Origin of the sequence: Candidatus Brocadia sp. (genome assembly GCA_021646415.1) — a bacterium.
Taxonomy (GTDB): domain Bacteria; phylum Planctomycetota; class Brocadiia; order Brocadiales; family Brocadiaceae; genus Brocadia.
Genome location: SOEU01000009.1, coordinates 123,719 through 147,270, shown reverse-complemented (window position 1 = coordinate 147,270; position 23,552 = coordinate 123,719). Strand labels below are relative to the sequence as shown.

General features: G+C 40.4%; 22 protein-coding genes. 9 read left to right on the top strand and 13 right to left on the bottom strand.

The features are described from left to right. The first annotated feature begins 25 nt into the window (after positions 1-25). Positions 26-616: a signal peptidase I gene (locus E3K36_09360; protein MCF6155444.1), complete on the top strand. Its 591-nt coding sequence runs from the start codon at positions 26-28 to the stop codon at positions 614-616. Positions 617-662: 46 nt separating this feature from the next. Further along, positions 663-1,925, top strand: coding sequence for a hypothetical protein (locus E3K36_09355; GenBank protein ID MCF6155443.1), 1,263 nt, complete (start codon positions 663-665; stop codon positions 1,923-1,925). 366 nt (positions 1,926-2,291) lie between these two features. On the opposite strand, the gene E3K36_09350 is transcribed toward E3K36_09355, so the two are convergent. The 13 genes from E3K36_09350 to E3K36_09290 all read right to left on the bottom strand — a co-directional run bounded on the left by E3K36_09350 (position 2,292) and on the right by E3K36_09290 (position 17,587). Beyond that, complete coding sequence (locus tag E3K36_09350) at positions 2,292-3,434, bottom strand: glycosyltransferase family 1 protein (GenBank protein MCF6155442.1); 1,143 nt, start codon at positions 3,432-3,434, stop codon at positions 2,292-2,294. After that, on the bottom strand, positions 3,425-4,249 hold the full coding sequence (locus tag E3K36_09345) for a glycosyltransferase family 2 protein (protein MCF6155441.1): 825 nt from the start codon (positions 4,247-4,249) through the stop codon (positions 3,425-3,427). Before E3K36_09345 ends, E3K36_09350 begins: the two co-directional genes overlap by 10 nt. A 1-nt stretch (position 4,250) precedes the next feature. Then, entirely contained in the window at positions 4,251-5,561 is a 1,311-nt protein-coding gene (locus E3K36_09340) for a hypothetical protein (protein ID MCF6155440.1), read from the bottom strand. A 14-nt stretch (positions 5,562-5,575) separates the two neighbouring features. Continuing rightward, entirely contained in the window at positions 5,576-6,547 is a 972-nt protein-coding gene (locus tag E3K36_09335; GenBank protein MCF6155439.1) for a glycosyltransferase family 2 protein, read from the bottom strand. A 21-nt stretch (positions 6,548-6,568) separates the two neighbouring features. Next, the gene (locus E3K36_09330) at positions 6,569-7,684 is read right to left on the bottom strand and encodes a lipopolysaccharide heptosyltransferase family protein (GenBank protein ID MCF6155438.1); all 1,116 of its coding nucleotides are present in this window, start codon (positions 7,682-7,684) and stop codon (positions 6,569-6,571) included. 253 nt (positions 7,685-7,937) lie between these two features. Further along, entirely contained in the window at positions 7,938-8,825 is an 888-nt protein-coding gene (locus E3K36_09325; GenBank protein ID MCF6155437.1) for a glycosyltransferase, read from the bottom strand. 39 nt (positions 8,826-8,864) lie between these two features. Beyond that, positions 8,865-9,950 carry a glycosyltransferase gene (locus tag E3K36_09320; GenBank protein ID MCF6155436.1) on the bottom strand — a complete coding sequence of 362 codons (1,086 nt, stop codon included), beginning with the start codon at positions 9,948-9,950 and terminating at the stop codon, positions 8,865-8,867. Between the two features lie 5 nt (positions 9,951-9,955). After that, positions 9,956-10,942 carry a glycosyltransferase family 1 protein gene (locus E3K36_09315; protein ID MCF6155435.1) on the bottom strand — a complete coding sequence of 329 codons (987 nt, stop codon included), beginning with the start codon at positions 10,940-10,942 and terminating at the stop codon, positions 9,956-9,958. A gap of 2 nt (positions 10,943-10,944) precedes the next feature. Then, on the bottom strand, positions 10,945-12,597 hold the full coding sequence (locus E3K36_09310; GenBank protein MCF6155434.1) for a hypothetical protein: 1,653 nt from the start codon (positions 12,595-12,597) through the stop codon (positions 10,945-10,947). Beyond that, positions 12,598-13,758: a glycosyltransferase family 1 protein gene (locus tag E3K36_09305; GenBank protein ID MCF6155433.1), complete on the bottom strand. Its 1,161-nt coding sequence runs from the start codon at positions 13,756-13,758 to the stop codon at positions 12,598-12,600. Between the two features lie 691 nt (positions 13,759-14,449). Further along, positions 14,450-15,490 (bottom strand): hypothetical protein, encoded by a 1,041-nt coding sequence (locus E3K36_09300; protein MCF6155432.1) that lies wholly within the window; start codon positions 15,488-15,490, stop codon positions 14,450-14,452. Positions 15,491-15,557: 67 nt separating this feature from the next. Then, positions 15,558-16,904, bottom strand: a complete 1,347-nt coding sequence (locus E3K36_09295; protein ID MCF6155431.1) for a hypothetical protein — start codon at positions 16,902-16,904, stop codon at positions 15,558-15,560. A gap of 71 nt (positions 16,905-16,975) precedes the next feature. Beyond that, positions 16,976-17,587 carry a hypothetical protein gene (locus tag E3K36_09290; GenBank protein MCF6155430.1) on the bottom strand — a complete coding sequence of 204 codons (612 nt, stop codon included), beginning with the start codon at positions 17,585-17,587 and terminating at the stop codon, positions 16,976-16,978. Between the two features lie 171 nt (positions 17,588-17,758). On the opposite strand from E3K36_09290, the gene E3K36_09285 reads away from it, so the two are divergent. From E3K36_09285 to E3K36_09255, 7 genes are all read left to right on the top strand, one after another. Beyond that, on the top strand, positions 17,759-18,601 hold the full coding sequence (locus E3K36_09285; GenBank protein MCF6155429.1) for an MBL fold metallo-hydrolase: 843 nt from the start codon (positions 17,759-17,761) through the stop codon (positions 18,599-18,601). A 240-nt stretch (positions 18,602-18,841) separates the two neighbouring features. Beyond that, positions 18,842-19,675, top strand: a complete 834-nt coding sequence (gene thiD, locus E3K36_09280) for a bifunctional hydroxymethylpyrimidine kinase/phosphomethylpyrimidine kinase (GenBank protein MCF6155428.1) — start codon at positions 18,842-18,844, stop codon at positions 19,673-19,675. Positions 19,676-19,834: 159 nt separating this feature from the next. Next, entirely contained in the window at positions 19,835-20,467 is a 633-nt protein-coding gene (locus E3K36_09275) for an HNH endonuclease (GenBank protein ID MCF6155427.1), read from the top strand. A gap of 34 nt (positions 20,468-20,501) precedes the next feature. Beyond that, positions 20,502-21,611, top strand: a complete 1,110-nt coding sequence (gene lpxK / locus E3K36_09270) for a tetraacyldisaccharide 4'-kinase (GenBank protein ID MCF6155426.1) — start codon at positions 20,502-20,504, stop codon at positions 21,609-21,611. Between the two features lie 13 nt (positions 21,612-21,624). Beyond that, entirely contained in the window at positions 21,625-21,795 is a 171-nt protein-coding gene (locus tag E3K36_09265) for a 4Fe-4S dicluster domain-containing protein (protein MCF6155425.1), read from the top strand. 32 nt (positions 21,796-21,827) lie between these two features. Then, on the top strand, positions 21,828-22,796 hold the full coding sequence (locus E3K36_09260; GenBank protein MCF6155424.1) for a hypothetical protein: 969 nt from the start codon (positions 21,828-21,830) through the stop codon (positions 22,794-22,796). Next, on the top strand, positions 22,789-23,433 hold the full coding sequence (locus tag E3K36_09255) for an endonuclease III domain-containing protein (protein ID MCF6155423.1): 645 nt from the start codon (positions 22,789-22,791) through the stop codon (positions 23,431-23,433). Before E3K36_09260 ends, E3K36_09255 begins: the two co-directional genes overlap by 8 nt. The last annotated feature ends 119 nt before the right edge of the window (positions 23,434-23,552 follow it).

Sequence of the window (23,552 nt, the reverse complement as noted above, 5' to 3'; positions counted from 1 at the left end):
ATAAAGTTTTTAATTATTTGATCTTATGCATAATCCTGCCGAGAAGACCATGCAAGATGCTGTCCTGGGGGCAATGCTTAATGTATGGTGTCAAACAAAAGAGCAACACTCCATTTCTATTACGGGCCGAAGCATGTTTCCCCTTATCCGGGAAGGAGACCAGGTGTTAGTGGCTCATGGATGTACTGGTATGCGTCGTGGTGATGTGATTGTCTTTCGGCGGAGAGGCACACTCATTGCCCATCGGGTGCTGAGTATACTCAGAAATGATGCCGGACCCATATTTGTCACGAAAGGAGATAACGTCCCTCAATTCGATCCTCCCTTGAGTAACAACGAGATTGTTGGCAGGGTGCTTGCCGTTAAAAGGGGGAATCGGTGTATGCCTCTCGATACCTCAGCTTGGCGGATATTGGGGTGGTTTATTGCGGTGAGTACGTTGTCTTTAGCCCAAATACATGGTTGTGGACGCAATCTCAAACAAAAATTGTTCGGTACTTATTTTTCCTGCTTGACTCCTGTTTTCCATAAGTGCGAGCAGGTCTTTTCCTTCTTCATTCGAAAAATTCTGTTCGCAGTCTTTTGTAAGTGGAAATCACGTCTTCATGAGAAATAGGAAGTTATTAATGAAGAACCAAAAGTAAAAGGAAGAAGAGTTTCATATGAATTTATCTCCAGAAAATAGACTCTTATCATACTGTGCTCAGATCAGGATTCCCCAGGATGCAGTAGATAAAGTTAAAGACATTATAAGCCTCTCACTGGATTGGGAAGAGGTCCTGAACGCTGCTTTTTGGTATGGTATTGCCCCGTTGCTTTACAGTAATCTGAAAAACATTCAGGAGAGCCAGTTTATTCCTGAAAATGTCATGGATAAGCTTCAGATGGCCTATTACAGCAATGCGGCAAGAAATATGCGCATTTATGCAGAACTAGATAGAATTTTGGGGGCATTTCGTGTCAAAGGTATGAAAATTATTGTTCTAAAGGGTGCGGCTTTAGCCAAAACAGTTTATGGTGATATTGGTTTAAGACCAATGAGTGACATTGATCTCCTGGTGAAAAAAGAAGACCTTTCTCATGCAGAAAAAATAATGACCGAATTAGGGTATCATTTTCATGGTGATATGCCCCCAGAATGGTATCGTGAGAATGATCAGCATATAAGCTATCTCCATCCGGAGAAGAATATCCCGGTTGAAATTCACTGGCATATAGCAAGGAAGGCCCATCCGTCACGCATCCGTATTATTGACACCGATATCATCGAAAGATGGTGGGAAGAAGCTGAAACCATAGAATTTTCAGGAAGAAAGGCACTCATGCTCTGTCCCAATGATTTAATTATCCACCTTTCCATTCATTTTTTACAGCACCGTTTTGGAGGTCGATATTTTAGCAAACGTGCACTTATTCAATTGTGTGATATCCTTCAAACACTCGAACACTATAGAGACGAGATTGACTGGGTAAGGGTTAAACGTAGGGCAGAACAATACGGGATAGATGACCTTATTTATGCTACTATTTTCATCGCAAAGGAAATTATCAAAGGAAGCGACGATTTTATTTGTAATGCCCTTACTGGTTTTGCCTCGGTGAGTTTAGATAAAGAGTTAATGTGGCTGATTCGGGAGAGAATCCTCACGATAGACGATGATAACACCTTCGTCCCCAACACAGTGGTTCAATCACGAATAGCTCATACGTTTCAAGAAAAGATAAAGATTTTACTAAGAGGCGTATTTCCTCATCCGGAGGTTATTTCTAGAAGATATTCAATTCCTTTGTCCTCTAAGAAGAGATATCTTTATTATTTAATAAATCCATTTAGTCTTCTTTTAAAATACAGAAATTTACTGTGGAACATTCCACGTTTTAAAGAAGAGACAATCCTTAAGAGGTGGATAAGTAATAAAGATTAAATTTTGTATCAATTTAGTTTTTTGAAAAAAATTGTAGCCGTCTAGATATATACAATAAACATATCAATTTGCGAGCCCGAAGGGCTTTCAGTATATAGCAGGGGGTGAAGCCCCCTGTAAATGAATAATAAAATGGTAAGCCCTGAAAGGGCGAAAGGAAAATTCCTTTTCTTCCACCCCTTCGGGGTTATTTCTTGTTGATGTTTTCTTGTCCAGGGGCTTATACCCCTGGCTATATACTTTCTGCCCTTCGGGCATTTATACAAGCGTTTCCCCAAAACCGTTGCCTTTAACAAGATCTGTGTTTTAGGGGATATATAAGGAACGTAATTTTTCAAAAAACTAAATTGTTACTAAGTTTTGACGTCAACCAAAGCGCTTAGAGTAAGTCTCCTGATAAAGGTCTCCAATTTTCTTCGCCATGTTTTCAGCAGTAAAGCTTTCGGATACGGTGGCCTTCATGGAGGATGAAAGACGGGTTCGTAATCCGGCATCATTGACCAACTTCGTCATTGCTGCCGCAAGGGCATTTGGGTCTTTTACCGGTACTAAGAGCGCGTTTTTTCCATCGACCAAAATGTCTGCGACGCCATCAATGTTCGTGGCAATTACGGTTTTTCCGGCAGCCCCTGCCTCCAGGATTGAGATGGGTTGCCCCTCCCATAGAGAAGACAAAACAAAGACGTCAATAGCAGACAAAAGCACATGGACATCCGTTCTTGCACCGAAAAAGTGAACCGAATTATAAATACCTAAGTCCTGAGCAAATTTTTCCAGCTCGTATTTAAGCTCTCCTTCCCCGATAATCCATAACCGTGCGTGAGGTTGCCTGCTCTTTACTGCCTGAAATGCCTCAAGGAGGTAGCGTTGCCCCTTTTGCACATGAAGGCGCCCCACATTTCCAAACAATATGGCAGATCCGTCAAGTCCGTATTGGGTTCTCAGCGCTTTCCTATGGCTGAGATTTTGGAATCTTTCTATCTCAATTCCATTGTGGATTATGACGCCTTTCTTTTTGTTTACTATTCCCGCCTCTAACCCTTTCTGATAATCGGACGGGCAAACGCAAATGACCCTGTCGGTCAAGCGGAGAAGAAGTTGGTCTATCACCCGCAAATGGCGGGGGAATGCGTGGTTTTTACTCAGGTAATGCATGCCATGATAACTATGGATACGAACAATGGATCTGACCGAAAGAAAAGCACCTATGCGTCCCCAAAAACCGGCCGTACCACCATGGGTATGGAGGATATCAATATTTGACCGGCGAAACATTTGTGCAACATCACGAAAGGTTTTCAAACTGATACGATTATCCATGGAGACGGAAATGGTACTAATGCCCAGCTTGCCGGCTTCATCAACCAGAAAACCCCGACCATTACACGCTATACTGACCTCAAATTTCTCACGATCAAGATACTTTGCAAGCATCAACACATGAACCTGCCCCCCACCAATGCTTGCGTCATCAATCATTTCCAAAATGTGGATTTTCTTTACAGACATCGCAGCTTTCCCGTTGCACGGAGATACAACCTGATCATTTCAGACTGTAGCCTTCCCAGATGTTTACGATAGTAATAGAGCTGGCTGGTGCGATAAAATTCGTTGATTTTTTGCTTATCAACATTACCGGAGCTTCCGGCGAGTAAATGAATAATGGATGTCGATGGATAGTACATGACTTGCCATCCGGATGAGTTAAGCCGCTTGCAGAGGTCTTTATCTTCGAAGTACATAAATATCTTTTCATCAAAGCCGCTAACCTGCAAAAAAGCCTTTTGACGAACCATGAAGCATGCGCCGGTTAACCAGCCAACGGCTTTTATCTTGTTAAACCGGCGCTCTAACAAAGGGCACATAACTGCGCGCCATTTGCGGGCAAGGGAATACACGATTTTGTCAATAAATTCTCCAAAAAGATTGGGAAGCCGTCCTGCTGAAAGTTGGAAATACCTGTCATCAAAAAGGATCTTGGGGCCCACTGCGCCAACCTCCGGATATTTATCAAGAAAATCAGCTAACAACTTGATCGAATTCTCAAAAAGAATCGTATCTGTGTTAAGAAACAAAAGATACATACCTTTAGCCAGGCTGGCGCCAAGGTTGTTTCCCCGGCTGAAGCCAAGATTGACTGAACTTTCGATAAGGTGTACATGGGGAAATTCCGAACGAACAATCTGCCTGCTATTATCAGAAGACGCATTATCAACAACAATAATCCCGAAGGAAATGCCTTTTGTTTGTTCGTAAATCGATTTCAAACATTGCCGGAGAAGTGCAGCAGAATTGTAATTTACCAGAATAACGGACACCTTCATTTTAACGGTAATTTACCTGTTCGCGGATTATTGTATTGTGAATAACCGTGAATAATATTCCAATGATGAACCAAAGAAATACTGCATCGGGTTTCTTCCAGAAGCTATCGGTAAAACCGTGCAAGAAGATGGAAATGAGACTTGCCGTGATACCCATCAAAAGCGCCTTTTCGTATTCTGATCTTGATAGCCGCCATGATCTTATTGCTGTATAAAATACTGTTATAAATAGCCACAGGAATGTCAGCAAACCAGGGATACCTGATTCTACCAGTAAATGAAGAAAGATGTTATGCGGATGGGATAATCGTTCAATACCCTTTATTCTGGTCTTTCTCTTGACCTTTATTTCCTGGGATTGTTCAACCATTTCGTTTTTTTGTTGCTTTTCCGCGTTTCTTATTTTTTTTGCGTACTGTTGATATACGTCCCGAAAATTCCTTTTGCCTGGCCCTATGCCTAACACAGGATGATCTTTCGCTATGGCGATTGATGCCTTCCAGCATAACAACCGTTCACCTAAAATTTCTTCGGATGTGAAAAACTTGTTAACCTGCGCGATGGTTTTTAACTGCGTGATAAACCTGGAAGGTAAGATGAAGATACCTAATGTACACATGCCAATCAATAGAAATATCAGGTACCTCCTTTGAGCGGCAAAACCGATAAAAAACGTCGTAACTAAAATGGCTACCCAGCTTGTCCTGTTCATTGTTAAGATTAAAGAAAAGCTGCATACGAAAATGAGAATGGACACATAGATGCGGTTTACTCTATTTTTGTAATAGAAAAATAAGCAGACAACAATGGGTAATACTAACGATATATATTTTGCGATCCGGGAATGATATTCAAAGGTGGCCACAAATCTTTCATCACGGATAGCTATTCCAGTGTAATATCCATACAAACCGTACGCGCACACGAGACCACAGGTAATGAGCATGGCTTTTATGATCCGCTTTATTTGTTCCTGACTTTGGATGGTATTCACCATGCAAAAAAAGAGCATAAAATATGTGAGATAATCATGGAATATCGTCCCAAGGCTGTACTGGATACGAGCCGAATGAAATGAAGCCATTAATGAACACAAAAGGAATGAAATGATAGGAACGTTGAGTGCTGTTTTCATGAAAAGTACCTTTTTTTCTGACAACATCCGCGCCACCCAACACCCGATAACAGTCAACAGGCACAGTAATTTCAGGATATCTGCACTGAATGGGAAAAAAGAGAAGATAAAAAAATAGCCAATAAAGGCATACTCTGAAATGTGGCTTGTGTAAGATGTAATAGGCTTATTATCCATAATGAATTTTTAAATCAGTTCTCGTGTCTCTTCTTTTTAACAGGTTTTAAACCCATCCAATCAGGGCATAAGAAAAGATGCCACAGAAAGAGCTTATAATATACTGATAGCCGGTAATGAAGTTTTTTGTTTTGGAATAACACGAATATATTACCAATAATATTTGCAGCTAAGTTCACAATAATCTTTATCAGGTATAATATTCTGAGCATGATATACGAAAAGGTGGACCTGTTTTTTCTGAAAAAAATATACAACGAACGGCAATACTCCACCTGTGATTGCCATGGCACCATCTTCTTGCTCTGCCCCCCCAGGTGAATGACCCTGGCGTCCGGTATATGATACACCTTCCAGCCTGCCTTTTGCACGCGATAACACCAATCGGTTTCCTCCAGAAAAAAGAAGTAATCTTCATCCAATTTCCCAACATCCTCTATTGCCTTGTTCCTTATCATCATACATGCCCCAATAACTGATTCTACCTCCGTTGGTTGTGGTGCCTGCGTCTTTTTACTGGGATATTTTCCGGGAAAGAGCCACCGCAATAAACTTTTGTTAAAAAGCTCCGTTGCCAGGGTCGGATGATTATCATAACTATGCTGCCTTGTGCCATCAGATTTTTGCAGTTGTGCACCAACGATCCCAGCATCTTTATGCTGTTCCATGAATGAATACATTGCCTGTATGGCACCTTTCTGTAAGAGGGTATCAGTGTTGAGTAATACACTATACGTATATTTGGTTGTATTTTTCTCTAATGCCTGGTTCACAGCGGCAGCAAATCCCCTGTTCTCCCGGTTTTCTATGACGAAAACCTGTGGAAGTTGATCATGCACGGCTTTAACACTATCATCCCCGGAACCATTATCGACTACAGTTATGTGGTAACTGATGCCCGTAACGGTCGTATAAACAGAACGGATGCAATCTATCAAGAGTTGTCTGGTATTCCAGTTTACAATGATAAAATTCAGGGCAATCATAGAAAAGGGTAAAAAGAGAAATTAAGAAGATGGGACGTTACGTAACTCTGCAACAGCAACTTTCAGGACATCTTCAACCAGGATTCCTTCCGGATTGTACATGATTTGCGCAATATCCGGCGGTGGACCCCAGTGATTAAAATTACGCTTGAGAAACACTGCAATGGTACGTACCCCCAGTGCGCAGGAAAGGTGCATCGGGCCACTATCACAAGCAATGAAGAGCTTGCAATGTGAGACCATGGAAGCAAATGTTCTCAACGAAGGTTCAAAGACGAGGGGAATATCATTCCCCAATGATTGTCCAAAAAATCCCATCAATTTTTTCTCATCAGGCCCAAAAAAAACGATGACGTGTATTCCCTGAGCACGAAGGGTTGTAATCAGTTTCAGGAAATTCTCTAGAGGCCATTTTTTACCTTTTGATTTCCTGCCCCCAACAAAAACCCCGACAACAGGAACCTGATTCACTCCAATCAATGCCGTTACTTTTCTTTTCCCTTCCTCTTTTTCTTCAGGAGACAATATCAGTTGTGGCAATACCTGTTGTGTTTCCATCCCCATGGTATGAAAAAATACCGGCAGGACTTTATACTTATTTTTTTCCGCTGGCCTCGGAATGGAAATGTTAAACCAACTGTCCCATTTCCCCCGGGCCCCGGCGCGAAAGCGCGCCCCGGAAAATCCCACAATAAATGAGTTCATCATTGACTGTGAACAACTCACATCAACTGCCAGATCATACTTACGAGATCTCATTTTGTATAAGAGAGAGAAATAAGACCATAAAATACCGGGAAAATTACGGGTTATGCTATAGTGGTGATCAACTGGCAGATATTTATAAAGTAATCCTGATGCGGGAGAGCCAACAAAATCAATCGTGGCATGAGGAAAATTTTTTTTGAATATACCTATGGACGGTATTGCAAGGATGGCATTTCCTATGCGAAAGTTGGCACGCACCAACAAGATTTTTTTTATTTGCTCTTTTAGAAGATTGACTTGCTCCTTCTTTACCTCATGCAGGAACAGGCTTGTCGTCCTCATAATCAGGCGGCGGATTTTCTTATTCAAAAAATAAGGGAGAGGATGTTTCAGCCAACCCTTCACACTCTTTTTATTTGTTTTGACCATGTATTTCTGAACTATTTATCGTGAATGACAAAGTAACTTGATTGTATAGAAATTTTTATTTTATTTATGCGATATTTATGGCGATAGGAACATGAAAATCCCCCTTAAAAAAAGGAGACACCGGGGGTTGTAAGTAGCACACATTCGGGAAAAATCACAACCCCCCGTTTCCTCCTTTGGCAAGGGGGATTAACGTGATCGTTTGTTTTTTTTGCTTTCCATTTTACACTTCCGACTCGTTCGGGTTGGGTAGTTACCATAACCGGAAATAGTATCTAAGCGTTCTCAAATTTAACGGATCATATTTCAAAGACAGACGGAAATTTTCATTTGCCAGACGTTTATTCCCTATCCGTAAATAATATCGACCGGTCTTTGCATAATGCGAAGCCAGCCGTTTTTTATAAAGTTTTTCACTAATTCCGAATTCCTTGTCATTGAACGTATTATATGTTTTATCAATAACCAGCTTTTGATATTTTAAGACATTATTCCTGTTTTTGCTCAAAGAAAGCGGATTATGTCTGTATTTAACCAACGGTTTATTAATCCCTGAGACTTTAAAATAAAATGCAATACGTAACCACATATCCCAATCCTGGCAATTAAAAAGTTGTTCGTCAAACAAACCTGTCGTTGCAAATACATCTTTTCGTACTACCACGGATGAGGCAATGATAAAATTCTGTTCGGAAAATAACCGGATAAAAATATTATCGGATGGTAACCGTCTCTTGGAACACCCATCAAGCGCATATCCCTTTTCATCCATGTTTATCTGTTTTGAATATACCATACCGATATCCTGGTGTTTGTCGAAATGTTCCATGTCTGCCTGTAATTTTTCAGGCAACCAGAGATCATCTGCATCAAGAAAAGCTATATATTTACCTCGAGCTGATTGAATGCCGACGTTTCTTGCGGTGGGGAGTCCTCTGTTTTGTTCCAGTTTTATGTACCTTATCTTTTGCATAAATGGGTTCAATACTTCTTTTGAATTATCAGTCGATCCGTCATCAACAACAATAATTTCGTAAAAATCATATGTCTGCGATAAAACCGACCCAAGAGAGCCGGGTAAAAAACGCGCACAGTTATAGGTAGGTACTATTACGCTGACTAAGGAACGATTATCATTCATGGTTATACATGCAGAAGTACTGATTTCCTGTAAAAAATTTTATTTTTTTACCCTCATCTGGTTCTCATAGAATGCATACATCTCTTGCCCGATTTTGTTAAGATCATAAGTTTTCCCCTGACTCTCCGATCTTTTCGAAAAATCGATTAACATATTTCTGTCCGAATACAATTCGTGAATTTTTTTCATTATTTCTTTCGGGTCATCATGAACAATAAAACCATTTACACCATCTTGAACAATTTCTTGCATGAAATCATTGTGTAAACAGATAATCGGTTTCCCCATAGCCTGACATTGCCTTAATGCACGGGCAGTACCATCAGAACCAGCTACGGTATAAAACATTATATCAAAAGAATTAATAGCATCCCAGTAATCATGTTTTCTGTATCCACCAGGCACTATTATATCTGTAAGACCATACTTTTTAATAGGCTCCATGACAAGTCTCTGAACATAGGGCCCTTTCCCAAACAGTAAAAACTTTATTCTTTTCTGCGATTCCTTTATCAGCTTTGCTGTTTCAATAACCAGATCGAATCTCCTGTGTGGTTGAATACGCATGACAAGACCTACGACGAAATCTTCTGCTGATAATCCAAATGCAGGTCGAATATTTTGAAGTTTTGCTGGTATCTGCTGCAGATCTAACCACGGCTTTATATAGACTACATTTCTAAACTCCTGAAATAAATCGTCATAGAGCTTTTTCTGAAAGACCGTAATTCCGTTTGCGGTCTTCCAAAGGGTTCTTTTCAATTTACCGGGATAAGCATCCTTAAGATTTGAAAATACCTTAATGAAATTTTCGGAATTACCCGGAAGGGTAACCAGGTCCCGCTCCCGAAAGAAGTGAATTATATCTGGTTTAACCTGACGTATAATTCGCATTACCAACCTTCTGTTTTTCATTAATGAACCAATACCACCACGCTTTTGCAGTCCCTGAATAAGATGAATTCTGTCCGTTCTGACATGAGCAACAAACCTGCTTTCGGGGCATTTTGGTGGGCTCATAAGCAAAAAAACCTCAGCCTTTTCACTCATGAAGTTGCATAATTCAACTATAGGCTGAGAAGGACCTGTCCACTTCCAATCCGAATATAGATAAAGTATCTTCATTAAGATTAAATCTCTTTTATGATGTTAATAAATTTCGGTATATTTGCCTTCAGGGAATAAGCAGATTCCACTGTTTTCTTCCCTTCCATTCCCATGCGTTCCCGAAGGGCCTTGTCCTTTATGAGAAGACCAATCTTTTCGATCCATTCCTCTGCGGAGGCAGCAAAGAAACCATTTTCCCCTTCTTTTATTATTTCCGTATGTACGCCGACCGGTGAGCAGACAGCAGGAATCCCCACAGAGAGATATTGAAGTAATTTGGTAGCGCATTTACCTTTCGTCCATTCATGATCAGGCAAAGGTGCCAGACCAATATCAATATCCTGCAAATCTGCATTTTCATCTTCAAGCACCCACATTTTTTTTATAACCGGCATCGTATTACAATCGAAAAAATCGTTACAAATAATCTTTAGTTCTACAGATTTGTATTGGCTTGCTACATAATCAAAGGCGGGAATTAATTCCTTTAAGAACGGAAGAGAAGACTTGCTTCCTATCCAGCCAATGGTAATTTTTTCTTTGCTGCTGCAATAATCTTTTGTCGTATATTTCCTTGTGTCGATTGCAGTTGGCAAAATATCTATATTTTTATTATAGGGTATAGCTTTTGATTTCAGGTACTGATTTCCGGCTATAATCTGGTCACTGTACCGTACCATCCTGGCAAATGTCCTTTGTCTTTTAAAAGACCGTCCACCGCCATCTACCGGGCTTTTAAACATAATGGCATCATCGAAATCGTATATGATCCTGATGTGCTTCCTTCTCAAATACCAGAGTTGCCAGTGCCACAGCCGTTTCTTCTGGATAAAAATGGTATGATAGTCTTTGAGTTCTGAAAACAGTTTCATCCATTGAAAGAAGGAATTCGGAAATAATGCAGCGTGCGTCTCTATCTGTGCTTCTTGAAGAGAAGGGAGGTATTGCAATACCCTGTATCTGCTTGCAGGGTGGTCCCATCCCTGTATAAGAAAGTAAACCTTTTTCATTATTAGTTATTTTTTATCTGTGTAATCTGTGTTTTTGGATTCCATACATGTTTCCGCCGTATGCTTAATTGAATAATTGCCCGTACTATTTCTTTATCTTCTTTCGTAAGATTATTTATGCCTGCATACACCCGATAAAATCGTAATCTGTCTGTGTATGTAATACAATGGGGAATAGATGCATTTAACTGGGATAAATTTTTCACCGTTTTTTTGATGGTTATTTTTTTTTGAAAAGTTACCCGGTCCAGATCCAGATAAAAAAAATCCCAGGTATCCGGTAGTTCCATAATCATGATATTATTCGCCTTTAAATCATGGTGATATATGCCTGTGTCGTGGAGTTGCTGAAAAGATCTTGCTAAACAGGAAACAAACTCCCGTTTTTTGCCGGTTGTAGCCTTATTACAAGAATCATGAAATTTTTCACTCACGTATTTGTTACACGGAAGACAAGCAGAAATGTCCTCCATAAGAATAAAACTCTTTTTGAGTATACCAGTTCTTTTTTCCTCAAATAATGCAATGGGTTTGGGAGTCCGAAAGTTTGCCGCCATCAAACCATGAGCAGCAATCCATGCCCTTCGTGCAGGAGAACTCCAGAAGGAATACAAAAATCTCTTCCAGGCGGATGGATATCTGTATTCTTTGATGCATACACTTTTAATGCCTTCGTGAGATACAGGGAGAAGCGTGATGCCTGTTTTTGCGGATGATTTTACAATAGTACCGGGGCGCTCCTTGAAGCAAAGCATGTGTTTCCTGATCAAGGCAGCTAGTGTGCTAACATCCCATTCATTTCGCATGTTTACGGTATAACTGGCATGGGTAGTAACCTTGAATACATTATTCGTTTTTAAACATTTTCTCGTTCTACTGTGCCAGAGTCTATGCCGGGTCTTGTAAATTTCCTTTAGGACGGCCTTACGAAAATTTTCCCCGTCTCCGGGAACCAGTTGTCTTGTATAATTATCTATCAACTCTGTTATTTCTTCGTTTGTACAGGTATCGGTGACAGAATATAATAACCTCGATAGTTCCCGAATCCGTAACGATAATGGTGGTCTCTTTTTAAATGCTGCGCGTCCGAGGTCTAGCAAATAAAATAACGTGGTATTCTCCCGGTCCACCAGTATATTCTCAGCATGGAGCTCTCCATGAAAAATACCGTGATCATGTACCGTTTTAACGTAGGAAATAAGATTGTTAAGGAACGTATTCTTCTTTGACACCTGTGAGGATGATCGTTGGACAGTAATTAATAACTCCTTTACCGTCGTGCTATTTGGTATTGCCTTTGAGATGATATAACAATCCTTTAACATCCCAAAGCGCCTCTTTTCTCCCACCGCAACAGGTTCTGCGGTAAGTAACCGATTCTTAAGCAGCCGATGGCTGCAGTTCCATTCCTTCTGTGCCTTTGATAAGGAAAATAATGATTTAACGCCTTCCAGCCAGTTCCTGGTCGTGTACCGTTTTATGTAAAAAGACCCTTGATTATGTGTGTATCGTAATACCTTTTTATAATATCCATTACGGACGACCTCACACTGTTTCTCTTCATGAAGGGCATGAAACATTTCTCTTAATACGTCCGGCAGTACCCCTTTTGCCGACCACCGAATGTCATCTCTGATAAAAGTATTTATATCCATCTATTTTATTGGATTGGTATCTCGCACCTTACGATAAATCCTGAGCGTTTTTTCAATATTTGCTTCAAAGGAATACATTTCTGCCTTTTGTCTTGCGGCAAGGCCTATTTGTTCCCTTTTTTCTTTTTCCAGAAGTACGTTAATATAATTTGTTATTTCCTTTGCGTCAACGGGGTGATTAATAACGAAACCGTCTTGCCTGTGGGTAATAATCTCTGATACGCCACTGGTATTGCTGGCAATAACCGGAAGTCCGGATGCCATTGCCTCAAGACAGGCAGTACCAAAGGCATCATACTCGCTGGGAAAAACAAAAATATCTCCCCCGGCGTATATCTCCTCGGTCTGTTTGCACACACCTGCAAAGACCACCTTGTCAAGAACGTCTTTTTCCTTTGCGAGCCGTTGGTATTCCCGAACGTTTCCTTTCCCCACAACGAGCAATTTTACTTTTCGAGATTTATTAACCAGAGACAATGCCTCAATTACATATTTCAGGCCTTTTCTCTTAAAACCGGAACCAACAAATAACAGGAGAACTTCATCTGGTGCAATTCCGTATTTAGCCCTTACTTTATCTCTATACGTTGTTCTGTTTTGAGGCGTAAATATATTGATGTCTACCCCATTATAAATAACCTCTATGGCGTCTGGAGATAATTGATAATGGTGTATAATTTCTTTCCTGCATTGTTTCGAGATACAGGTAATCTGCTTATAGTATTTCCTTTTGAAAATAATCCTTTCTAAAAACAGCAGGCTAAAGTGCCTTGGATTCAGGCATATGAGAATCTTGCCAAACAGAGATTGCATCAAGGGGTAGGTATGCATCATATAGTCCCAATGACATCCCCCGCCGACCCGGTAAATATCCTGAAACAATGTTTGGGTAAATCCGTGAACGAGATCAAATTTTACCTGAGTTTTTTTAATAATCTTAGGGGCATTTACTGCAAATGTCCAGTATTTTAATGGCGACCAGAAGGTAATGGCCGGAACAGGATGGCAGATCAATCTCTTATTACGGTCTCCACCAAATCGATGTGCAAAGATATGAACTTCATAACCGCGATCGAGGAGTTGTTTGGATAAGTTACACACATAACTTTCCACACCGCCTTTTTCCTTAATAAACTGATACACCACTAATGCAATTTTCATTGTAACTGCTCTAAGTATTCTGGAATATAATTTTTACGAAATTTATTTATAATACCATAAAAAATCCGAAAGTTGCATTAGCAAAAATCAAATAATGTGATATAATAAAATCGGAGAGGAAAGGAAAAGCGGAGTGCATGAGGTTAAACGCCTCAAGGTATAAGTTTTAACAACTATGTATCTAAAGCAACCACTTTCAATCCTCTCCAGTAAGTTCTTTGAAAGTATCAGTAACGTTTAAAGTAGACACGTGCAGCAAAATATAATAAAAGTTCAATAAAGAGCGTCGGAGTCTCTTAAACGTTGCTGTTAACTATAAAGCTTCCTTAACCCGATGGAAAAACAGAAAGGGGTATACGTAATGAGGAAGTCGGTTGTATAGCCTGGTACGCCAGAAATGACGTACCAGGCTATTTTTGTTTATGGTCATTAAACCCCGGTTATTCTCTTCTGCAGAATAAAAGTATGGAGAAGATGAGCAATTTGCGTTATGCATAAATATCGGTTACAATTAAATCACATATCTGTCAGGGCGCATCCAAAAAGACTTAGGGTTGTTTTGTTGACCCTTTACAATACCTGAGCACATGGAGGATGCGCCTTTTTTTCTGCATTAATGATCTGCTATAAAATCATTGATCAAAATTACAAATAAAAGTGTTTTTACAGTGCCAATGCTATAAAACAACAATTACCGATTGTGACAAACCGTACAATGAACTCCCATAGGATTAGGATGTGGAGGCTCACCACCCCTACCCCCAGGATGGCATAGTTCACAGGGATTTGGAAAGAAATCTGGGTGTGGAGAATCTATTGCCGAAGGGTGTGTTGGAGTGGGGTGACATACCGTACATGAGACCGTGGATATCGGAAAATGACAATTGACGCAATGGCGACTTCTTATTTTTCGCCCACTCCTTACACCAAGCCACGATGCTAAATTTGCATGACTTAAAGGGACTGTACTTTCATGACATCGAACGCAAAAATCTTCCTGATGGCATACGCTGCATTTCTTCCGTTCCCATGATGCAGCAAAACCATGGGTCTTTCTGCGCCATGCGTTATTGTGACTTTTCGGTTTTTGGTCTTGATGGCAGCTGATACACCAGTAATTGTCATTATGGCATCGCTTACAATAATCCTGATTGTAATAGAACTCGCTTCCGTGTTTTTGTATCCAATATGGGTCATCATGTTTCACCCATCGATCTTCGTGATAAAGTGGCATACGATTCTTTTTTATATGCTTGTGGCAGACATCGCATGCAATCTTGTCTTCTCCTCGTTCTTTGTGGCATGGAATACAGGTGCCAAACATGTCTGGAATAAGATCCAGGGTAATTGCATCACTCTTCTCGATGCCCGCATGACACTGTTTGCACTCTACTTTATTTTCAAGGTGTACCTTATGGGTAAATTTTAAATCCCGATATTTTTTCGGGATATTGTGCTTAACCTTTATTTCCATGCCCGGTTTTGTATGGCACAACAAACAGGATTGAGGATCACTGGTATCAAAATTTTTCATATGGCAGCTAAGGCATTTCGCCATTTTAGGCCATTTTGGCTCAAGGTCATCTTTGTAGGCGTGACAAATATTACAGTCCTTTAAACCCCTCTCTATATGCTTAGCATGGCTGTAATGAATTTCCGACTCTTTACAACCTCCTATCATCATAAGAAAGGCAAAAGTCACAAAGGAAATGAGATAATAGAATTTTTTCAATTTTCGCCCTTAAAGTATGATGAAATAAATTTTAGATATTTTTTCAACAACCCGGTGCAACACTTCGTTAAAAATTAATACTGTAAGAAAGCAAGAGTTGATGAAAGGTATCCGGGTCTGTGTCGCTTATTTCAGACGACCAACGCATGCTTATATCAGAATGCTTCGATAATAAATATTTCAGCCTTAGATAATACGTGCGCACATCGATCTTTTGCTCAATATCCCTGGTGTACTCACTGTCGAGGACCGTTTGCAGATCATTACTTCCAACAAAATTGTATTTATAGAAAGAATAGCTCGTGCCAACACCCACATCAAATTTCCCAATTTTTTTATCATAGTCAACACCAATGTCTACCGAGTGATCAACACCCTTCACGTTCCAATATTCTACCGTAAAGGCTGCTTTGGATTTTTGTAAAAGGACATTATTCACATTGAATGAAAAAAAGGTCCTGTTATAGTCGCGATTGAAGGTATCTTCATCATCTTTGTCTATCACACTCCTGTGATCGTAACCGCTGGATATACCAAATTTTTCTCCCAAACCCTTATATCCTGTCACGCTGATGAGTTCGAAAGACTCTAAGGTTCCCAGGAGTTGAAAAAAAGGAGAAATGTTGTTGCTCTGCTCACCTAACGAATGAATAAATCTGTAATACGATACCTGGATGTTTGCATCCCAATCAATCTTATCCCAGGATAGTTTGACCAGGAAATCTTTCGGCAGCGTATTCAGGAGGGTATATCTTCCATAAAAATTAAAGTCTTCATAAATTTTTTGCCACAGGTTAAGTCCCACCTCATCATCGATAAAATCATCGTCTATAATACGAATGTAGTCTAGCGTTGTACGGGTATCCATAAACGGCCGGAAAGCCACACCGCTTCCTGTCACGGTATCAAAATAGGTGCTGGAGTATTGAGAAACCCTGAGACCACCAAAGATGTAGCCTTCAACAGGCCCAATTTGCTGTTCGTACTTTGCACCATCAAAGAGAATGTTTTCGAGAGAGTATAGATACTGACGTCCGAGACGTAGATTTGATTTATCAATAACGGGGTTCTTGATATCTGCATATAAATAGTAAAGACGTCCGTTGTATTGGTGATCGTAACTATCCAGGATGTCTCTGAATGCCCCTGATTTTGACTCTCTTCCGTCGAGATCGGCCGTAAACCTCCCTGAACCCGATATGGTTATTTTGTCACGCAAAAAAGGTCTGGTGGAAAAGCGCAGATAATCATACGTGTCGTGGTCATCTTGTCCCCCATTTGCCCAGCGACCTTCATAGTGAGCCCGAAAATTTCCGGAAATAAAGTCTTTGTAAGTAAAACCGCTTGATTCGCTTACGCCTGTTATTATATCGGTAGTGTTCTCAGTTTGAGCAAAAAGAATAGTTGAAAACATAAGGATACTCACAAAGGAAATTACAACTATCCTTGATATGGAGAAACGCAGGCGCATTGAAATGGTGTGTATTAGTTAGAGTCAAAATCAGAAGTCTTTATAGAAGACGCCGCATTAATTTCCTTTGTAGTTGTATAGATAAAATCTCCTGAAGGATTACCGTTACCGTTTGCTTCATTTCCAGCGGCGTAAAATGTTATTGGATCTGTCGTATCGGCGGGGGCCTTCCACTTGACCTTCCATTTCTTTTTTTTGGTACCTGCAAATGTATGCTCGACATATTTACGTTTATCCTCTTCCGCAAGCCCCCGGGAATCATTGGGACGTATTATTTGTGTATTTTTATTTATCTTTTTAAATTTTCCAACCCTGTTATTATTGGCATCAAGCGCCGTCATCTCAAACCCATGCAATTTCCCAATTGACTCAGTAAATGAAATCTCTATCTTGATGAACTTACCAGGCCTGTACGTGTCTGGCCCGTTAATTGAAAATACTGCACTCCCCGAATTGAGTTCGAAGGAATTATGACAGCCTATGGCATTACAGGTGCCTATGTCGTTTGGCGCACCTGTCCGGTAAGCAGGAGGTCCGCCGGACCAGGCATAGAGGGTATTTATGCACAAGCTATAAAAAATATAACTTAACACAAGGCCTGGTATGGATATTTTAATCATTCTCATTGGCTCAACTCCTTTTTTTCGTTAAAGTTACACAAAGCAGGTGTTTTTTTCAATAAAATTATTTTGTAATGCTTTTATATGAAACGGTGCAGTAGTAATCATTTGTGGGATTTGGTATAATAGGACACATCAATAATGAAGTGCAACACATGGGAAGGCAGGAAGTAAAAAATGAAGGTAGGCAAGTTCGAAATTTATCCTGTAACCGATGTCAACATTTTCCTGGATGGTGGAGCGGTCTTTGGAATTGTACCCCGCGTCTTGTGGGAGAAGGTCTATCCGCCTGATGAGAGAAACAGGATACAATTATCTCTCCACTGCCCCCTGGTCGTGACAGAGAGATATAACATCCTGATCGATACGGGAGTTGGAACAAAGCATAACGAGAAATTTTGCCAAATTTACGGTATTGATAAAAAATACAACCTGTTGCAATCCTTGTGTCATTTTGGTTATCAGCCCAAAGATATCGATCTGATTATCAATACTCATCTGCACTTTGACCATGCTGGTGGAAATACCACTATGAATGAAAATGGTAAGATTGTCCCCGCATTTCCAAATGCAAGATATCTCGTCCAGAAAGGAGAGATGGAGGCTGCGATGAATTCAAATGAAAGGACAAGGGCAAGTTACCTGGCTGAAGACTTTTTGCCTATAGATGACCATAAACTTCTCTCCCTCGTAAACGAAGACATTATAGAACTGGATAAAGGGATCTCCCTCATAAGAATTGGTGGTCACACCCAACATCATCAATGTGTAAAAATCGAATCTGTGGGACACGTGGCCTTTTTCCTGGGAGACCTGGTACCCACCGTTGCCCATTTACATTACCCCTACATTTCTGGATACGATTTATTCCCTTTGGAAACCCTGGAAAACAAAAAGAAGGTATTGAAGCAGGCATTTGAGGAACACTGGCTCCTGATCTTTCAACACGATCCTAGAGTACTCATGGGTTACCTTAAGAAGGTGGATGGGCGGTTTGAGGTTGAGGAAGTAACACTATAGGGAACACAGATAGAAATGTACTGGTATAATAATTCAGATGCGTTATCAAAATTTGAGTCATCATTTTTAAGAGAAAAAAAATGAAACAATTCCACACACAATTCATAGAGGTAGATCATAAGGAAGCAATAAGCACCGGTGGGAGAGATGCTTTTTTGAATCTTCAGATTACAATCTATTAAAAGTGAAAGAATTGCCCATTCTTGCTAAAAATCCGAATCCAAAAATTATTTATTCAAAATGAAGAAACAAGCGCCATCTCTGTATAAAGTCCTTTCCATTGCCGGTTCTGATTCCGGAGGTGGGGCTGGAATACAGGCAGACATCAAGACTATTACGGCCATTGGTGGCTATGCCACAACCGTCATTACCGCACTGACCGCTCAAAATACCCTGGGTGTCCATTCCATCTTTGAGGTGCCGGCATCCTTTGTCGGTCAACAAATAGATGCCGTAATGAAAGACATCGGCACGGATGCCATTAAAACGGGGATGCTGCTGTGCAAGGATATCGTGGATGTGGTAAGTTCGAAAATCAAGGAGTATCACATCAAACGTGTTGTGGTAGACCCGGTCATGCTCTCCAAGAACGAAAAGAGATTGTTGTCGACCGACGCCGCTAATGCCCTTACTTCTCAACTATTTCCTCTGTCCCTTGTCGTAACACCAAATATTCCGGAAGCAGAATATATCAGCGGTTTAAAGATAAAAAATGTATCCCATGCAGAAGAAGCCGCTAAATGTATTTATCAATTAGGTGCTTCGCATGTACTCATAAAAGGCGGACATGCTGGAAAATTATGGGATACGAACAATAAAGATAAGGTTATTGATATTTTATATGATGGAAAACACTTTGAGTATATTGAAGGTGAATACATACCGACAAAAAATACCCATGGCACAGGTTGCACCTACGCCTCAGCAATAGCTACCTATTTAGCCAGGGGAAATGGGTTAAGAGAGGCCGTTGTTCAGGCAAAGAGATTTGTTACAATCTCTATTCGGAAGTCCTTTAATCCTGGCAAGGGATACGGCACTTTGGATCAGTTCGGGACGGTACAATTCCCTTGAATTAATTAGGCTTTATTGGTATACTTTTGATAACATTATTCTGAAATTTTATTTTTTAAAAATTGTCTTGGGATATTCCTGCTATGTGTCTCTGCGATAAATCTTTTTAATTGCGGCTTCTCGCAATAGATATTTGTTTTATAGTGAGGATGTACTAATATGCAACAAATTGCTTCTTTAGAATCAAGCGTATTGGTATTAAACAAATTTTTCATGGCCCTTCATGTAATTTCGGCAAAGAGGGCATTTGTTTTATTATGCAAGGAAGCCGCGGAGGTCGTTTCTGTAGATGACGGGAAATTCAATTCCTATAATTTTGAGAGTTGGAAAGACGTCTCTCTCTACAAGGTTAAATTAGGTTTACCAGACGAAGACACCAGCTGGATCAGGACTGTCTCTTTTGAAATCGAAGTGCCAAAGATTATCCGTCTTTTATTCTATGATAAGCACCCGCAATCCAACGTAAAATTCAATAGACGGAACATCTTTGCCCGCGATGAAAACAGATGCCAATACTGCGGTCAACGGTTTCCGACATCGGAACTCAGCTTAGACCATATTATACCAAAGGCGTATAATGGGAAAACTACCTGGACAAATATTGTATGCGCCTGTACGGAATGTAATAAATCGAAAGGCGGAAGAACTCCTGAAGAGGCGAGAATGAAGTTAATACGCAAACCAGTCAAGCCAAAGCATAGCCCCATCTTAAGCCTTAAACTTCGTTCAGATAGATATCGCTCATGGAAGCAATTTTTAGACGAAGCATATTGGTCTGTTCCGTTGAAATAAAACATGTTCCAGACAGGTTCAGGTATTTTGAAAAATTTTCCTTTTCCAGTATTTACCCATAACTATTTTTAGGGAATATTATTTAAAAGTCTTGAAAGAGGAACCTTCTGATATATGCTCCCAGGCGATTCTGAAGGCACTTTATCCCCTTTCAAAAATATACGGGTTTGTAGTTAAAACTCGTATTTTTTTTTATAAAAAAGGCATTCTGAAAAGCGTCCGTCTTCCCGTTCCTGTAATCAGTGTGGGAAATATTACGATGGGGGGAACCGGAAAGACGCCGGTAGTGGAATATATCGCAAGATATTTGCAAAAGAAAGGGAAAAGGGTTGCTATCCTCAGCAGGGGTTACGCAGCTACCATAAAACAGGAAAACAGTTCTTTGTCTGAAAATGTTTGCAATGATGAGTACCTCTTGTTTCAGGAAAATATCCCGAATATTCCCCATCTGTTAAATAAAAACAGGGCAAAAAGTGGATTAGAGGCGATCAGGCACTTTCGGGCTGAATATTTATTACTGGATGATGGATTTCAGCACATTCGCCTGGCAAAGGATTTGAATATTGTTACTATTGATGCACTAAATCCATTTGGGCGTGAGTATTTAGTCCCACGTGGAACGTTACGTGAACCTTTAGAAGAACTAAGACGGGCAGACATGATTATGCTAACCCACGTAAACCAATGCAGCCTTGATGAAATTCAATCAATCATTGATCGGCTGCATGAGGTTGCAGGACACATTCCTGTAGTAGAAACAGTTCATAAACCTATTTGTTTAGAATCATTAACGGACGCTGCGAGGTTGGATATTCACTGTTTGCATGGGAAAAAGATCTTTGCATTTTGTGCCATAGGCAACCCTGTATCATTCAGGAAAAGCATTGAAAGCTTGGGGGGAGAATTGCTCGGTTTTCAGGTATTTTCAGACCATCATGTATATACCACATCTGAATTGATGGAACTAAATGCCGCGGCGCAGCGTATCAGGCCAGATGCAATTATTATCACACAAAAAGATAAGGTAAAAATAAAAACTGGCCACGTTCTATGGGACTTTCCATTATGGACATTAAAGATGGAAATTCGTATTGTAAAAGGTTGTGAGATTTTTGAAAATATGATCAATGCCATTCTGAATTGAAAGGAGAAATAAAATGGCTCATAAAATCACGGATGATTGTATAAATTGTGGTGCCTGTGAGAGTGAATGCCCTGTCAATGCTATATCCGAGTCGGGGGATAAGAGGGCTATTAGCACAGATACCTGTACGGATTGTGGCAATTGCGTGGCTTCATGCCCTGTTGAGGCAATTCTTGCTCCATAAGAAATATCCTTAATAAGGGAAAAGATGGAATGGTGAGACAACGCGAGTATGAGACTAATTCTTTTAAGCCATTAGACCTCAGCAAGATCAAGACATACTCTATAAAGGAACGGAAAAATCTCTCAAATATCAACCTATTCGCCAAACCTGTCTTACCCACGGATGGGATACATGCCTTTTTCGAATCCCTGCCGGAGATCCTGGCTTCAGCAAATTTACGGAAGGTAATTGATGCAATAGCCCTGGCATATCAGAACAAACGTCCTGTAGTAATGGCACTTGGTGCGCATGTCATAAAGTGTGGCTTGTCGCCGTTAATTATAGACCTCATGACCCGTCGCATAATAACTGCTCTTGCCATGAATGGTGCTGCGGCGATTCATGATTATGAAGTCTCGCTCATCGGGGCAACCTCAGAGGATGTAGCAATCAGTCTGAAAGACGGTAGTTTTGGTATGGCAAAGGAGACGGCAGAGGCGTTTCAAGCTGCCTCCGCACAGGGAATAAAAGGTGATAAGGGTCTTGGACGGGCGCTGGGAGATAAAATAATTGAAGAAAAAAATACGTATAATGACCTGAGCCTGCTGGCCTGGGGTGCAAGGCTAAATATACCAACCACGGTTCACGTTGCGCTGGGGACCGATACAATACATATGCATCCGAACGTATCAGGAAGGGATTTGGGGGAATCCAGTCACATCGATTTTAAAATTCTTGCCTCCGTGGTTTCAAAACTCGAGGGGGGGGTGTGGCTCAACGTGGGTTCCGCCGTCATTATGCCAGAGGTTTTTCTTAAAGCACTTTGTATTGCAAGGAATGTTGGTCACAAGGTTGAAAATTTTGTGACGGTAAATATGGACATGATTCAGCACTATAGACCACAGACCAATGTCTTAAAAAGGCCAACTCAGGGTGGATATGCGATTACAGGCCATCATGAAATCATGTTGCCTTTACTGAGGATAGGCATTCTCTCAAAACTTGGTATAGGAGATGAATAAAGCCAAAACTATTTTCAAAATATACCAAAAGATGTTCGCTGCACTGGGTCCACAGCAATGGTGGCCGGGAGAAACTCCTTTTGAGATTGTCATTGGTGCTATATTAACACAGAATACCAACTGGTCTAACGTTGAAAAGGCCATCAAAAACCTTAAGACAGCCGGAAAACTCTCTCCGGAAGGCATTCACGAATTGAGTGTAACCGAATTGGCACAGCTTATTCGTCCTTCCGGCTTTTTTAATGTTAAAGCAAGGCGTGTTAAAACGTTTATCAACTGGCTCTTTTCAAGATACGAAGGCAATCTCTCCAGTATGTTCAACCAGGATCTGCAAATACTTCGGGATGAACTGCTTTCCGTAAAAGGCATTGGACCAGAAACAGCAGATTCTATTTTGTTGTACGCAGGAAATCTGCCCACATTTGTTGTGGATGCTTATACTCATAGGATTTTTTCACGGCATGGTTTTGTTTCTGAAGAAAGTACCTATGACGAGATGAAGTCTTTCTTTGAAGAAAACCTTCCCAAAGATGTAAAATTATTTAATGAATACCATGCCTTATTGGTAAACATCGGAAAGATGTTTTGTAAACCGAAAAAGGTCTGTGAACAATGTCCTCTGAAAGATTTTTTGTAATTTTGCCATAGTGCAGGCCACCGGGATAAAGCGCCAGAATTTTTTTATCTTATTACCTTCGTGATGTTGTGGTAAAAAAACTACCGTGATAAACTACCACGGTTATTTTTGAGTAATAA